At 68.7% G+C, this 13,820-nt stretch carries 15 protein-coding genes; 9 read left to right on the forward strand and 6 right to left on the reverse strand.

The window, feature by feature from the left end:
• Nucleotides 1–52: 52 nt before the first annotated feature.
• Entirely contained in the window at nt 53–853 is an 801-nt protein-coding gene (locus tag CFP71_RS21760; protein WP_093935740.1) for a carbon-nitrogen hydrolase family protein, read from the reverse strand.
• Between the two features lie 103 nt (nt 854–956).
• Here CFP71_RS21760 and CFP71_RS21765 point away from each other — a divergent pair, with 103 nt between their 5' ends.
• On the forward strand, nt 957–1,616 hold the full coding sequence (locus CFP71_RS21765) for a GntR family transcriptional regulator (protein WP_208636003.1): 660 nt from the start codon (nt 957–959) through the stop codon (nt 1,614–1,616).
• Here the strand turns inward: CFP71_RS21765 and CFP71_RS21770 are convergent.
• The gene (locus CFP71_RS21770; protein WP_093935742.1) at nt 1,604–2,767 is read right to left on the reverse strand and encodes an agmatine deiminase family protein; all 1,164 of its coding nucleotides are present in this window, start codon (nt 2,765–2,767) and stop codon (nt 1,604–1,606) included. The genes CFP71_RS21765 and CFP71_RS21770 overlap by 13 nt on opposite strands.
• A gap of 86 nt (nt 2,768–2,853) precedes the next feature.
• Here CFP71_RS21770 and CFP71_RS21775 point away from each other — a divergent pair, with 86 nt between their 5' ends.
• The gene (locus CFP71_RS21775; RefSeq protein WP_093935743.1) at nt 2,854–3,420 is read left to right on the forward strand and encodes a TetR/AcrR family transcriptional regulator; all 567 of its coding nucleotides are present in this window, start codon (nt 2,854–2,856) and stop codon (nt 3,418–3,420) included.
• Entirely contained in the window at nt 3,421–3,747 is a 327-nt protein-coding gene (locus CFP71_RS21780; RefSeq protein WP_093935745.1) for a sporulation protein, read from the forward strand.
• Here CFP71_RS21780 and CFP71_RS21785 read toward each other — a convergent pair.
• Nucleotides 3,732–4,406, reverse strand: a complete 675-nt coding sequence (locus CFP71_RS21785; protein WP_093935746.1) for a TetR/AcrR family transcriptional regulator — start codon at nt 4,404–4,406, stop codon at nt 3,732–3,734. The genes CFP71_RS21780 and CFP71_RS21785 overlap by 16 nt on opposite strands.
• Nucleotides 4,407–4,467: 61 nt before the next feature.
• Here CFP71_RS21785 and ligD point away from each other — a divergent pair, with 61 nt between their 5' ends.
• A complete protein-coding gene (gene ligD / locus CFP71_RS21790) occupies nt 4,468–5,406 on the forward strand; it encodes a non-homologous end-joining DNA ligase (protein WP_208636004.1) in 939 nt (312 codons plus the stop codon).
• A gap of 761 nt (nt 5,407–6,167) precedes the next feature.
• On the opposite strand, the gene CFP71_RS21795 is transcribed toward ligD, so the two are convergent.
• From CFP71_RS21795 to CFP71_RS21805, 3 genes are all read right to left on the reverse strand, one after another.
• The gene (locus CFP71_RS21795) at nt 6,168–8,552 is read right to left on the reverse strand and encodes an ATP-binding cassette domain-containing protein (RefSeq protein ID WP_093935750.1); all 2,385 of its coding nucleotides are present in this window, start codon (nt 8,550–8,552) and stop codon (nt 6,168–6,170) included.
• 119 nt (nt 8,553–8,671) lie between these two features.
• The gene (locus CFP71_RS21800; protein ID WP_093935753.1) at nt 8,672–9,238 is read right to left on the reverse strand and encodes an RBBP9/YdeN family alpha/beta hydrolase; all 567 of its coding nucleotides are present in this window, start codon (nt 9,236–9,238) and stop codon (nt 8,672–8,674) included.
• 12 nt (nt 9,239–9,250) lie between these two features.
• A complete protein-coding gene (locus tag CFP71_RS21805; RefSeq protein WP_005158937.1) occupies nt 9,251–9,754 on the reverse strand; it encodes an Lrp/AsnC family transcriptional regulator in 504 nt (167 codons plus the stop codon).
• Between the two features lie 93 nt (nt 9,755–9,847).
• Between CFP71_RS21805 and CFP71_RS21810 the strand changes: the two genes are divergently transcribed.
• From CFP71_RS21810 to CFP71_RS21830, 5 genes are all read left to right on the forward strand, one after another.
• On the forward strand, nt 9,848–11,032 hold the full coding sequence (locus CFP71_RS21810; protein WP_093935755.1) for an MFS transporter: 1,185 nt from the start codon (nt 9,848–9,850) through the stop codon (nt 11,030–11,032).
• A 138-nt stretch (nt 11,033–11,170) separates the two neighbouring features.
• Nucleotides 11,171–11,359 carry a hypothetical protein gene (locus CFP71_RS21815; RefSeq protein WP_093935756.1) on the forward strand — a complete coding sequence of 63 codons (189 nt, stop codon included), beginning with the start codon at nt 11,171–11,173 and terminating at the stop codon, nt 11,357–11,359.
• Between the two features lie 45 nt (nt 11,360–11,404).
• Complete coding sequence (locus CFP71_RS21820) at nt 11,405–12,547, forward strand: type III PLP-dependent enzyme (protein ID WP_093935758.1); 1,143 nt, start codon at nt 11,405–11,407, stop codon at nt 12,545–12,547.
• Entirely contained in the window at nt 12,537–12,908 is a 372-nt protein-coding gene (speD, locus tag CFP71_RS21825; RefSeq protein WP_093935760.1) for an adenosylmethionine decarboxylase, read from the forward strand. Before CFP71_RS21820 ends, speD begins: the two co-directional genes overlap by 11 nt.
• Complete coding sequence (locus tag CFP71_RS21830) at nt 12,908–13,771, forward strand: spermidine synthase (RefSeq protein ID WP_093935763.1); 864 nt, start codon at nt 12,908–12,910, stop codon at nt 13,769–13,771. Before speD ends, CFP71_RS21830 begins: the two co-directional genes overlap by 1 nt.
• The last annotated feature ends 49 nt before the right edge of the window (nt 13,772–13,820 follow it).

Here is a 13,820-nt window from a genome sequence, read left to right on the forward strand (position 1 = left end):
CACCACGCCCGAGGGCGTGTCTTCACGAACGGACCTCCGGGTCAGAAGATACTCAGGACCTGGGAGTGACGGCGAACCGGCGCAGCTCCAGCGCCGGGTTCTTGGCGCGCACCTCGGAGATCCGTTCGGCGGAGACCTCGCCGGTCGCGGTCCCGGTGCGCTCCCCGAGCGAGGCGACGACGACGCCCATCGGGTCGACGATCATGCTGTGTCCCGAGCCCGCCGGTGCCGCCTGTCCCGCCGCGACGAGGTAGATCGTGTTCTCGATCGCCCGCGCCCGGACCAGCGTGGTCCAGTGGTCCTCCTTGAGCGGGCCGGGCATCCACTCGGCCGGGAGCAGTACGGCGTCCGCGCCCGCGTCGACCAGACGGCGGGTGACCTCCGGGAACCGCAGGTCGTAGCAGGTCTGGAGGCCGAAGGTGATCCCGTCGACCTCGAACGTCTCCGGTGCTTCGATGTCGCCGGGCCGGACCAGTTCCGATTCGCGGAAGCCGAAGGCGTCGTACAGGTGCAGCTTGCGGTACAGCGCGGTGATCGCCCCGTCGGGACCGGCCGCGACGAGCGTGTTCGAGATCCGTTCCCCGCCGGGGAGCGCTTCGTTGATACCCGCGACGACGGTGATCTGCCGGTCCTTCGCGAGACCTCGTAGCTCGGTGACGAACGGTCCGTCGAGTTCTTCGGCCGAGGTCACGAATTCCCGGCTCATCGTCGGTACGGTGAACAACGAGTACTCGGGCAGTGCGACCACCCGCGCGCCGCGGTCCGCCGCTTCGCCGACGAGGGCGGCGACGCGGGCGAGGTTGGCCTTTTTGTCGTTGCCGGGCGCGAACTGCGCCACCGCGACGTGCACCATGGGACCCCTTCCAATCAGTGGAACTCTTGTATACATGATGGATACTTGGCTGGTCCAGGTGTAGTGTCTGCCGCGGAAAGTAACGGCATAGAGGGGGAACGAGATGACTGTGACCGCCGAAGGGGGCGGCCCGGCGCGCGAGCGGGTCTACACGTGGCTGCGCGACGGCATCATCTCGGGCGAACTGGAAGGCGGCCGCTTCCTCGACGAAATGTGGGTCTCCGGCGTCGTCGGTGTCTCCCGGACACCGGTGCGCGAGGCGTTCCACCGCTTGGCCGCCGAACGGTTCATCAGTCTCTTGCCACGCAAGGGCGCGCAGGTGCGCACGGTCACCTCGCGGGAACTGGAAGAGGTCTACCAGAGCAGGCGGCTGATCGAAGGCCACGCGATCGCGACGCTCTGCGCGAACAAGGCGGGCGCGCCCGCCGAAATGACGGAACTGATCGACGGGATGGTGCGCTCCGGCGCCGAACGCGACTGGTTCGCGGTGTCGGGGCTGGACCGCCGATTCCATCGCGCGATCGTGAACGCCGCGGGCAACACCGTGCTGACCGAGTTGTACGACACGCTCCGTTCGCGGCAGCAGCGGGTCACGGTCCGTGCGCTGGAGGCACGCCCTGAGCGGCTGACGGTGATCAACGACGAACACCGGGCCTTGGTCGCCGCCCTGAACGACCATGACGTGAAAGAGGCGTCACGGTTGCTGGAGCAGCATCTGCGCCCGGTGTCCGAAGTGATGTCGGTGCTGCCTCAGGAAGGCTGACCCGGCTGGTCGTGCGTCGAGCAGTGGATCCCGCCGCCGCCCGAGGCGATGGTCGAGATCTTCACCGGCACGATCTCCCGCCCGGGGAACTGGTCTCGCAGGACCTGCTGCGCGCGCTCGTCCGCCTCCGCGTCGCCGAACTTCGGCACGAAGACCGACTTGTTCGCGACGTAGAAGTTGGCGTACGAGATCACGCTGTCCTCGCCATAGCCTTCGACCTTGTCCGGATCCGGCTGGACGAGGTCGATCACCTTGAAGGGCTTGCCATCGGCGTCGGTGGCGCTCGCGAGTACCGACCTCGCCTGATCGGCCGCGCGGGACCATGAGTCGGGCGGGGTGCCGGGTGCCGCCTTGTCCAGGAGGACGACGCCGGGCGCGGTGAACCGGGCCAGGCAGTCGACGTGGGCGTCGGTGATGTCCTCGCCGCGGACGCCCGCGAACCAGATGACCTTCCGGACGCCGAGGACCTTCTTCAGTTCGTCTTCGATCTCCTGGCGGCTCTTGCCCTTGTTGCGGTTGTCGTTGACAAGTGAGCTTTCGGTGACCATCAGCGTGCCCGCGCCGTCGGTCTCGAACGAGCCGCCCTCGGCGGTGATCCAGGTTTCGGTGCGGGCCAGGCCGTACTTGCCCAGCACGGAGCGCGCGACGGCGTTGTCCTTATCGTGCGGGTTCTGTTTGCCGCCCCAGCCGTTGAAGTTGAAGTCGACACCCCCGACCTTGCCCGCCTCCTCGACGAACACCGGCACGGTGTCCCGCGCCCAGAGGTCGTCGACCGGGATCGAGACGACCTCGACGGTGTCGCCGCACGCCTGCTGAGCGGCATCGGCGTGCTCGGGCCGGGCGAGGAGCACCACCGGTTCGAAGGCGGCGATCGCCTTGGCCAGCCCTGCGATCTCCTCGCGGACGGCGGGCAGGTCTTCCGCCCAGATGGACTTCGACGCCGGCCAGGACAGGTAGGTGCGCGCGTGGCTTTCCCACTCGGCGCCCAGCCTGCGAACCCCCGCCGCGGCGGGCTCCGGTGAACCGGTCTCCGGAGCGGGCGCCGAGGAGCTTCCTTCCGGTTCGGAACACGCCGCGGTTCCGACGGCGACGGCGCCGACCGCGGTCAGGGCACGTAGAACCGTGCGGCGGGGCAGGGACGAATCGAACACTGTGCACTCCTTGGCTGGACCGGTGAGGACACGATAGCATCCTGACTGAAAATTCAGTCAGGACGAGACCGCTAGGGTGAACACCCGTGTTCGAACGTCAGCAGAAGATCTTGGAAGCGGCCGTGCGGGTGATCGCGCGCAGCGGGGTGCGGGGCCTGCGGGTGGAGAAGATCGCGGCCGAGGCCGGGATCTCGACGTCGCTGATCTACTACCACTTCACCAACCGTGCCGGGCTGCTCGGCAAGACGCTGGAGTTCGTCAGCGATCGCGCCGCCGCCTACACCGAAGAGGCCGCGGCCGAGGCGGCGGATCCCCGCGCCGAACTGGAGCTCATGTTGTTCGGGGAGCTTCAGGACTCCCAGGCGGTGCGGGAGAACAGCACGGCCTGGGGCGAGCTACGGGCCAGTGCCGTCTTCGCCCCCGAACTGCGCGAACCGCTGGCGGAGTCGACACGGGTCTGGGTGGACGAGGTCGCCGACACGATCCGGCGCGTCGGCGGCGACGGCGTCAAGGCGGAGGACGCCGCCGAACGGCTCACCAGCCTGGTCGAAGGACTCAGTGAGCGGTGGCTTTCTGGTTCGATGGACCTGGACCGGGCGCGGGACCTGCTGCGGGGCGCGATCGCGCTGGAACTGGACAGAGTGGGGGACTGAATGGGGCTCGAAAAGATCGTCGGCACGATGCGGGACAACCTGACCGTCCGGCGGGTCTACGGCGAGCCCGTCGAGAAGGACGGCGTGGTGCTGATCCCGGCCGCGAGCATCATCGGCGGCGGAGGCGGCGGGCACGGCACCGAACAAGGCAAAGAAGGCGAGGGCGGCGGGTTCATGCTCGCCGCGCGGCCTGTCGGCGCGTACGTCCTCAAGGGCGGCGAGGTGCGCTGGGTGCCCGCGACGGACCGGACCTTCCTCGGCCTGGTCTTCGCCATCATGGTCGCGACGATCCACAAGGCCAGGCGTCGAGCTCAGGTTCGTCCCTGAGCGGTGATCCCGGTCAGGATGAGATCGATCCCGGTGAGGAACTGCTCCCGGTCGTCGTGCTCGCGCACCTGATCGGCGATGGACTTCAAGAACGGGAACTCGGCGGGATCGAGTTCCTCCCATGCGCTCGCCGCGGCGCGAAGGTATTCGGCGCGGTCCGTGCCGCCGCTCCGGAGCACCCGGGCGTTCGCGGCGTTCTGGCCCGCGGCGCCGAAGATGTAGTGCGCGAGCGCCGAGGTCGCGGTGAACCAGGTGGCTTCGGGGACGCCCAGCGCGCTGACCCGGCGTCCGATGCTGTCGAAGATCCGCGGCGTCACCGAGCTCCAGGGGCTGCGGGAAAGCTGGACGGCGAGCTGAGCGGAAAGCCACGGATGCCGGTCGATCGCTTCGAACAGGCCGATTCCGAGGGCGCGGATCTCTTCCCAGGGTGAGCCCGTGGTCGCGACGGTCAAAGCGTCACCGATGACGGACGCCGTCGCGGCGGCGAGCAGTTCGCCCTTGTTCGGCACGTGCCAGTAGATCGCCCCGGGGCCGGTGGCGAGGCGTTCGGTCAGCGTCCGGAAGGTCAGCCCGCGCTCGCCGTCCGCGTCGAGCAGTTCGACGGCGGCCTCGACGATGCGCTCGCGGGAGAGCGCGTCCGCGCGGGTCCGTTGTGCCATGCCGTCATCCTGGCAGGAGCGAGCGGACGCGGATCGGCCGCTTTCGGGATAGCTTGCCTGTATGGCGAAAAGCTCGGCGGTGGAGATCGAGGTCGGCGACCGGACGGTGCGCCTCTCGAGCCCGGATCGCGTCTACTTCCCGGCGCGGGGTGAGACCAAGCTCGATCTCGTCCGGTACTACCTCGCGGTCGGCGACGGGATCGTGCGGGCGCTGCGGGAGCGGCCGTGCATGCTGCACCGGTTCCCGTCCGGGGTGTCGGGGGACAAGGTCCACCAGAAACGGGTCCCGAACGGGGCCCCGGACTGGCTCCAGACCGTCCGCGTCGACTTCCCCTCCGGCAGGCACGCCTACGAGCTGTGCGTCACGCATCCCGCCGACGTGATCTGGGCGGTGCAGATGTCGACCGTCGAGTTCCACCCTTGGAACTCCCGTCGCGCGGACACCGAACGCCCCGACGAGTGGCGGATCGACCTCGACCCGATGCCGGACTGCCCGTTCTCGACCGTGCGGAAGGTCGCCCACACCGTCCGCGAGATCCTGGACGAACTCGGCATCACCGGCTGGCCGAAGACCTCCGGCGGGCACGGCCTGCACGTCTACGTCCGGATCGAGCCGCGGTGGGGTTTCCAGGAGGTCCGCCGGGCGGCGCTCGCCTTCGCGCGCGAGGTCGAACGCCGGCTGCCCGACGAGGTCACCACCACCTGGTGGCGCAAGGATCGTGACCCGTCGAAACTTTTCGTCGACTACAACCAGAACGCTCGCGACCACACGATCGCGAGTGCGTACTCGGTGCGCGGCGTGCCCGAAGCCGTCGTCTCGACGCCGATCAGGTGGGACGAGATCGACGACGTCGAACCGCGTGAGTTCACCATCGCCACCGTGCCCGCGCGCTTCGCCGAACTCGGCGACCTGCACGCGGGCATCGACGACACGGCCTACTCGCTCGACACCTTGCTGGAATGGGCCGACCGGGACGGCCTCGAAACCGAAGGCGAGTGACGTCCCCCTTCGCATTCAGAGGACTAATTGCGGGAGTGGTGCTCAGCCTCGCGCAGACCCGCAGTACATGATGGCCTCCTTCCTTGCGTCTAGCGCAAGGAAGGAGGCCATCATGTACTTTCGCGGTCCGGTGGTGACGGCTGAGGTTCCTGGGGCACTTGTGATTCACGGCCGGCCGGCCCGCCACCCGGACCGCAATCAGGTGACTAATCGCAGGGGACGTGCAGGGAAGCGCTAGGCGAAGGGGACGTTGCGAAAGCCACTTTCGCAACGTTGAAGGTTGCGAAAGTGGCTTTCGCAACGCTGTGGGGTGCCGGAAAGCGTCGGTACAGGTGGTCGTGAGCGGCAAATAGGGTTATTGAGGGGTAAGGCAAAGGTGTCCCGTCGGGTGCCAAGTCCGTGAAGGCCTCCTTGAGGGACCCAGGGTCCCTCAAGGAGGCCTTCACGGACCTGACGCCCGACGGTGACGACCGAGGCGAAGGGGACTTTCCTCGCATCGCATGAGCGGAAAGTCCCCTTCGCCTCGGGGCGTGCGGTCGTAATGGGCGACGGAGGCCCGGAGGTGTCGCGAGGGCCACTTTCAGGACACCTGATGTCCCGAAAGCGGCTTTCGCGACACCCGAGGCCGACGTACGGACGAGCGACACAACACGCCACATTTGCCTTACCCTCAATAACCCGAATCGCCACTCACGACCAGCCCGACCCAAGACCGCCCCGCCTCCCGCATCCAGAGGACTAAACGCGGGGCTTGCCGGGGGTCACTTGCCGACGTAGGCCGCCAGGTGCTCACCGGTCAGCGTCGAACCCGCCGCGACGAGGTCGGACGGCGTGCCCTCGAAGACGACCTTGCCGCCGTCGTGACCGGCGCCCGGACCGAGGTCGATGATCCAGTCCGCGTGTGCCATGACCGCCTGGTGGTGCTCGATCACGATCACGGACTTGCCCGCGTCCACGAGCCGGTCCAGCAGGCCGAGCAGGTTCTCGACGTCGGCGAGGTGCAGACCGGTGGTCGGCTCGTCCAGGACGTAGACACCGCCCTTGTCGCCCATGTGCGTCGCCAGCTTCAGCCGCTGCCGTTCACCGCCGGACAGCGTGGTGAGCGGCTGGCCGAGGCTGAGGTAGCCGAGCCCGACGTCGTTGAGCCTGGCGAGGATCGCGGCCGCGGCGGGGACGCGTCCCTCGCCCTCGGAGAAGAACTCCACGGCTTCGGACACCGGCATCGCGAGTGCCTCGCTGATGTTCTTGCCGCCGAAGGTGTACTCCAGCACCGAGGCCTGGAACCGCTTGCCGTCGCACTCCTCGCAGGTGGTCGCGGTGCCCGCCATGATGCCGAGGTCGGTGTAGATGACGCCCGCGCCGTTGCAGTTCGGGCAGGCGCCCTCGGAGTTGGCGCTGAACAGCGCGGGCTTCACACCGTTGGCCTTGGCGAACGCCTTGCGGATCGGTTCGAGCAGGCCGGTGTAGGTGGCCGGGTTGCTCCGCCGCGAGCCGCGGATCGGCGTCTGGTCGACCGAAACCACGCCCTCGGCGGACGGGATCGATCCGTGGATCAGCGAGCTCTTGCCGGAGCCCGCGACACCGGTGACGACGCAGAGGACGCCGAGCGGGACGTCGACGTTCACGTTCCGCAGGTTGTGCCGGTCCGCGCCGCGGATCTCCAGTTTGCCGGTGGGCTCGCGGACGCTGTCCTTGAGCGACGCCCGGTCGTCGAGGTGCCTGCCGGTGATGGTGTCGCTGGCGCGCAGGCCGTCGACGGTGCCCTCGAAGCAGATCGTCCCGCCCGCGGTGCCCGCACCGGGGCCGAGGTCGACGACGTGGTCGGCGATCGCGATCGTCTCCGGCTTGTGCTCGACGACCAGCACTGTGTTGCCCTTGTCGCGCAGCTGCTCGAGCAGGTTGTTCATCCGCTGGATGTCGTGCGGGTGCAGGCCGATGGTGGGTTCGTCGAAGACGTAGGTGACGTCGGTGAGCGAAGAACCGAGGTGCCGGATCATCTTCGTGCGCTGGGCCTCGCCACCCGAGAGCGTGCCGGACGGCCGGTCGAGGGAGAGATAGCCGAGTCCGATGTCCACGAAGGAGTCGAGTGTGTGCTGGAGCTTCTCCAGCAGCGGCGCGACCGACGGCTCCTTGAGCCCGCGGACCCAGTCGGCGAGGTCGCTGATCTGCATCGAACAGGCGTCGGCGATGTTGATCCGCTTGATCTTCGACGAGCGCGCGAGCTCGCTCAGCCTGGAGCCGTCGCATTCGGGACAGGTGGTGAAGGTGACCGCCCGGTCCACGAACGCGCGGATGTGCGGCTGCATCGCCTCCCGGTCCTTGGACAGGAACGACTTCTGGATCGTGGGGATCAGACCCGAGTAGGTCAGGTTGATGCCTTCGATCTTGAGTTTGACCGGCTCCTTGTAGACCAGGTCGTCGAACTGCCGCTTCGTGTACTTCTTGATCGGCTTGTCGGGGTCGAAGAAACCGCAGCCGCGCAGGATGCGGCCGTACCAGCCCTCCATGGAGAAACCGGGGATCGTCAGCGCGCCCTCGTTGAGGGATTTGGTCTCGTCGAACAGGGCGGTGAGGTCGATGTCGTTGACCTTGCCCCGGCCTTCGCACCGGGCGCACATACCGCCGGTGATGCTGAACTCGCGGCGTTCCTTCGTGGTCCGTCCGCCCTTTTCGAGGGTCACGGCGCCCGCTCCGGAGATCGAGGCGACGTTGAAGGAGAAGGCCTGCGGGGAGCCGATGTGCGGCTTGCCGATCCGGCTGAAGAGGATGCGCAGCATCGCGTGGGCGTCGGTGGCGGTGCCGACCGTGGAGCGGGGGTCGGACCCCATCCGCTGCTGGTCGACGATGATCGCGGTGGTCAGGCCGTCGAGGACGTCGACCTCGGGCCGGGCCAGCGTCGGCATGAAACCCTGCACGAAGGTGCTGTAGGTCTCGTTGATCAGCCGCTGCGACTCGGCCGCGATCGTGTCGAAGACCAGCGAGCTCTTGCCCGACCCGGAGACACCGGTGAACACCGTCAGCCGGCGCTTCGGCAGTTCGACGGCGACGTTCTGGAGGTTGTTCTCGTTCGCGCCCAGTACGCGGATCAGATCGTGGCTGTCCGCGGGGTGTTCCTCGGGTGGCTGCGGCCTGGTGGTCTTGCGCATCGTGTCTCCATCCTGATCCGGCCGCGTGTACGGTCCGTCAGCCTTTCCGGGCTCGATCTAACCAGCTTCGAGCCGTTTTTCCTCGTCGTTCGCGTGGTGCGCCCGCGATGGTGATCACGCTAAGCGAAGCCGGGCCGCCGTCGCTTCTCGATTCCTGACCGGACAGCGCCTAAAGCAGGGTGGCGAGCAGCTTCTCGCCTTCGGGCCACGGACCGTGGGTACCGGTGAGGTTGCCCGACGGGGCCGATGTCGGCGAACTCGGCGCCCCAGATCCCGGCGAAGGACCGCGCGCGGGCCGGGGTCATCCAGCGGTCGTTCGCGCTGGCGGCCACGACGGCGGGGAAAGGGAGGGTGAGGCGGGGGATCGGGGCGAATCCGGCCAACGCGGGCTCCGGGTTCTCTTCGACGTCGGCGGGTGTCACGAACAACGCGCCGCGCACGGGCCGGTCCCCACCGCCCGCGAGCCAGTGCAGCACGGTCAGGCAGCCGAGGCTGTGCGCGACGAGAACGGGTGGCGCGGTGGTCTCCACGAGCGCCTCGTCCAGGTTGGCGACCCAGTCTTCGCGGACGGGCTCGTCCCAGTCGTCCTGTGCGAAGCGCTTGGAACCCGGGTACCGGTCGCACCACACGGACTGCCAGTCCCCGGGCTCGGGACCGAACCACCCGTCGACGAAGAGCAAAGTCATGGTGACCAGTATTCAGACGCTCCAGCCCTCGCTCTTGGTCGCCTTCAGGTAGTCCTCGACCGGCGGCCCGACCGGCCTGCCCTCGTACTGGGTCGACAGCACCACCGACGACCTGATCTCGCCGTGTTTGCCCAGCCGTTCGAAGAGGCCTTCGAGGTGTTCGAGCGACACCGCCCGCACCTTCAGCATGGTGCAGCGGTCTCCGCTGAGCCGGTGCAGCTCGACCACCTCCGGATAATCCTCCGACTTGCTGGTGCGCAGCAGGCAGCTGCCGAGCGAGCAGCGCATCTCGACGAACGCCTGCAGGTCGTACCCGGCCCGGCGCGCGTCGACCTGGGCGCGATACCCGGTGATGACGCCCGCCTCCTCCAGCCGCCGGACCCGTTCGGCGACCGCCGGCGCGGAGAGGTTCACGCGGCGGCTCAGCTCCTTGAAGGAGAGCCGCCCGTCGCTCTGGAGCGTTTCGAGGAGCCGCCAGTCGAGGTCGTCCAGCGCTCTTTCCGATCGTAAGGTCATCGAGCCCGGATTCCTTTCATAATGGGCCTCGCACCCCCGCGAGGCCTTCGCCAGCCTATTCGCCGGAGCGGCCGGAATCCCTAGGTTTGAATCATGAAACCGATGTTCGCGCTCTTCATGGGCGTCGCCTGTCTCAGCACCGCGGTCGTCGGCCTGTCCACCACGGCGGCGCTGATCGTGGTCGAGCACGCCGGTGCCGCGTGGAGCGGGCTGCCGAACGCCGTGCTGGTACTCGGTTCCGCAGTGGGTTCGCTGTCGTCGGGCGCGCTGGCCGCCCGCTACGGCAGGCGGCTCGTCCTGGCGCTGATGTACGGGGCGGCGGTGGCGGGCGCGCTGATCTCGTTCGCGGGCGTGCTCGGCGGATCCGTGCTCGCGTTGGTGGCGGGGATGCCGCTGATCGGTTTCGGCAACAGCGGGGCGCAGCTGTCGCGATACACGGCCGCCGACCTGGCGCCCGAGCACCGCAAGGGTTTCGCACTGTCCACAATGGTCTGGGCGGGGACCGTCGGCGCGGTCGCCGGGCCCGCCCTGATCGCGCCCGCCGCGGCCCGGGCGGAAGCCGCCGAGTTACCCGCCCTGTCCGGCCCGATCGCGGCGGGCGCGGTCGTCGTGGCCATCGCCGTGGTCGCCGTCGTCACTCTGCCGCGAAATCTCGCCGCCCCGGCGGAGCGGGCGCCGAGGCGGGAACGGATGTCCGTGCGGAACCCGGTGATCCTCGGGCCGCTCGTGGCGATGGTCGGCGCGCAACTGGCCATGGTGGCGGTGATGACGATGACCCCGGTACAGCTGCACGAGCACGGCCAGGGGCTCGACGTCGTCGGCTGGGTGCTGAGCGCCCATCTGATCGGGATGTTCGCGCTGGCGCCGTTGTCCGGCTGGATCACCGACCGCTGGGGCGGCCGCGCGACCATCTTCGGCGGCATCGGCACCCTCACCGTCGCGGCGGTCACCGCGATCGGCGCGCCCGATTCGCATCACGTGGGAATCCCGGTCGCGATGTTCCTGCTGGGCTACGGCTGGAACCTGGTGTTCGTCGGCGGTAGCGGCATGCTCAGCCGCGATCTCCCGCCCGCTCCGCGAGCGAGGGCGCAGGGCACTGTCGACGCCTTCGTCTGGGGGACCTCCGCGGCGGCGAGCCTGCTCGCCGGGCAGTTGTTCGGCCTCGGCGGATACGTCTTGGTCGCCGTCGCGGGTGGCCTGTGCGCCCTCGCCCCGCTCGCGGTGATCGGCCGCCGGGCAGGGGTGGCCGAACCCGTTGAAAAAGCCGGGCTCCGCTGATCTGCGAAACCCGGGTCGTGCCGTCATACTGCTTCACTCCGACACGAACGAACCCGTGATGACACAGATCACGTCGGTGACCGATTCGGAGGGTCTTAGGGTGAAAGCAGACAAGGTGCGAAAGATCGGGGGTGCACGATGAGCGAGTTCGCGGTGAATCTGCGGGACCGGGTACGGCAGGCGAGGGAAGACGTCCGGATCGCCAGGCGGGACTCGGACGACGATCGTGCCTCGGCCGTCGGCGCCGATCTGGCGAACCTGGAGCGGCTGGCCGCCGAGCACGGCGTGGACCTGCCGGAGCAGGCCTCGGACGACGCCCGGGCGTGACCCCGGGTTCCGTGCCGGTGATCGGCCTTTGACACCCTGGGGCGTGTGACCGAAAGCCTGAACCGGATCCGCGCCTTCCTGGCGGACCGTGAACCGCCGACACCGTGCCTGGTCGTGGACACCGACCTGGTGGCGGACCGGGCGGCCGCGGTCTCGGCGGCGTTCCCGGACGCGCTGATCCGGTACGCGGTCAAGGCGAATCCCACTCCCGAAGTGCTCGACGCGGTGCTGTCGGCGGGAGCCGGGTTCGACGTGGCGGGCACGGCGGAGATCGCGCTGTGCCTGTCCCGCGGCGCGCGAGCGGCGGAACTGGCCTACGGCAACACGATCAAGAAACCCGCGGACATCGCGGCCGCGTACGCGCGCGGCGTCCGTGAATTCACCACGGATTCCGCGGGCGATCTGGCGAATCTGGCCGAGCACGCGCCCAGTTCACTCGTGTCGGTCCGCCTGCTGACCGGCGGCCCGGACTCGGTGACGCCGTTCGGCCACAAGTTCGGCTGCGAACCGGCGGTGGCCGCCACGCTGCTCCGGCAGGCCGTGGAAGCCGGGCTGCGACCCGGAATCGCGTTCCACGTCGGTTCGCAGCAGCCGGATCCGGCGGCGTGGGAGATCGGGATCGCGACCGCGGCCAAGGTCGCCGCCGAAGCAGGCGTCGGCTTGGAGCGGCTCAACATCGGCGGCGGGTTCGCCACCGAGCACCGCGAGTCCGTGCCGTCGCTCACCGATTACGCGGCGGTGGTCCACGCCGCCCTCCAAAGGCACCTGCCGGGACCGGAACTGCTGCTGGAGCCGGGCCGGGTGATCGTCGCCGACGCGGGACTCATCCGGACAGAGGTCGTCCTGGTGACCACTCGCGCCGCCGCCGACGAACGCCGTTGGGTCTATCTCGACGTCGGCAGGTACAACGGAATGGCGGAGTGCGAGAACGAAGCTGTCGCGTATCGACTGGAGCCCGTCGGCGTCAAAGGTCCGGAAGGGCCGGTGGTCCTCGCGGGGCCGACCTGCGATGGTGACGACGTGCTGTACCAGCGGACGCCGTGCGCGCTGCCGATGTCGCTGAAGGCGGGAGACCGGCTGGACATCCCGGGGACCGGGGCGTACACCGCCAGCTATTCTTCCGTCGCTTTCAACGGAATCGAGCCGTTGCGCACCTATTGTGTGGGGAGGTTCGCCGATGCCGGGTGAAGAGCCGCTCGTCGGCCGGTTCGCCGGCCGCCACGTACTCGCGGAGTTCGAGGGGGTCGAGCCGTCGTTGCTCGACGACGCCGAACTCTTGAAGAAGACCCTCGCCGACGCGGTCACCGAGGCGGGGGCGACGGTCTGCGAGGTCGTGTCGCATTCCTTCGCCCCGCAAGGGGTCACCGCGCTCGCGCTGCTGGCCGAGTCGCACGCGTCCGTGCACACCTATCCGGAGATCGGGTCGGTGTTCGTGGACGTGTTCACCTGCGGGGACCGGGCGGATCCGGAGCGGGCGGTCACGCTGCTGGCGAAGATGCTGGGCGCCGGCACCGTCCGGATGTCCACTGTGGAACGAGGAGAGAACTGATGGCGCCACGAGTGATCGTCGAGCCGATGGGCGCGGGGCTCACCCGGAACTGGGACGTCGAGGAGGTCCTGTTCGAGGGCAGGACCGCGTTCCAGAACGTCCTCATCGGACGGACCTCGCAGGGGATATCCCTGTTCTGCGACGACGAACGGCAGAGCACCGAGCTGAGCCAGCTCGTCTACCACGAGGCGCTGATGGTCCCGTCGCTGCTGCTCGCCGAACGCGTCGAGCGGGTGCTGATCATCGGCTCCAGCGAAGGGGTCGCCTCCGAGCTCGCGGTCGCAGCGGGGGCCGAGGTCGTCGACCACGTCGACATCGACGCCGAGGCGGTGCGTGCTTGCGCCGAGCATCTTCCCTACGGCTACACGCTCGACGATCTGGCCCGTGCCGAGCGAGGCGAGGGCGAGATCCGCGTCCACTACCGCGACGGCTGGGAGTTCCTCGCCGAGGCGCGCGAACGCGGCGACACCTACGACGTGGTGGTGATCGACCTGCCGGACGAGAACGACGATCCGGCGGCGCAGCACAACCGGTTGTACGGAACCGACTTCCTGACCAGGTGCGCGGAGCTGCTCGCCGAAGGGGGAGTGGTCGGCTGCCAGGGCGGCTGCCCGACGCTGTGGCGCAACCAGACGCTCGTCGCGTCGTGGCGCCGGTTCACCGAGTCGTTCGGGACCGTTCTCTACTACGGCTCGGACGAGCACGAGTGGGCTTTCCTGAGCGGCAGGGCCGACGCGCTCGACGATCCCGGCGCCCTGGTCGCGGAGAGGATCGGCAAGGCCGGAATCGGAGAGTCCACTATGGACGAAGACGCGCTGAGGGCGAACACCGTGCCGCCGATTTCGTTGCGGCGCAACCGGTGAATTCCGTGATCGTTACCCATCCGAGATAACCTTCGTGGTCGCCTGACAG

The sequence above is a fragment of the Amycolatopsis thailandensis genome, assembly GCF_002234405.1.
Classification (GTDB): domain Bacteria; phylum Actinomycetota; class Actinomycetes; order Mycobacteriales; family Pseudonocardiaceae; genus Amycolatopsis; species Amycolatopsis thailandensis.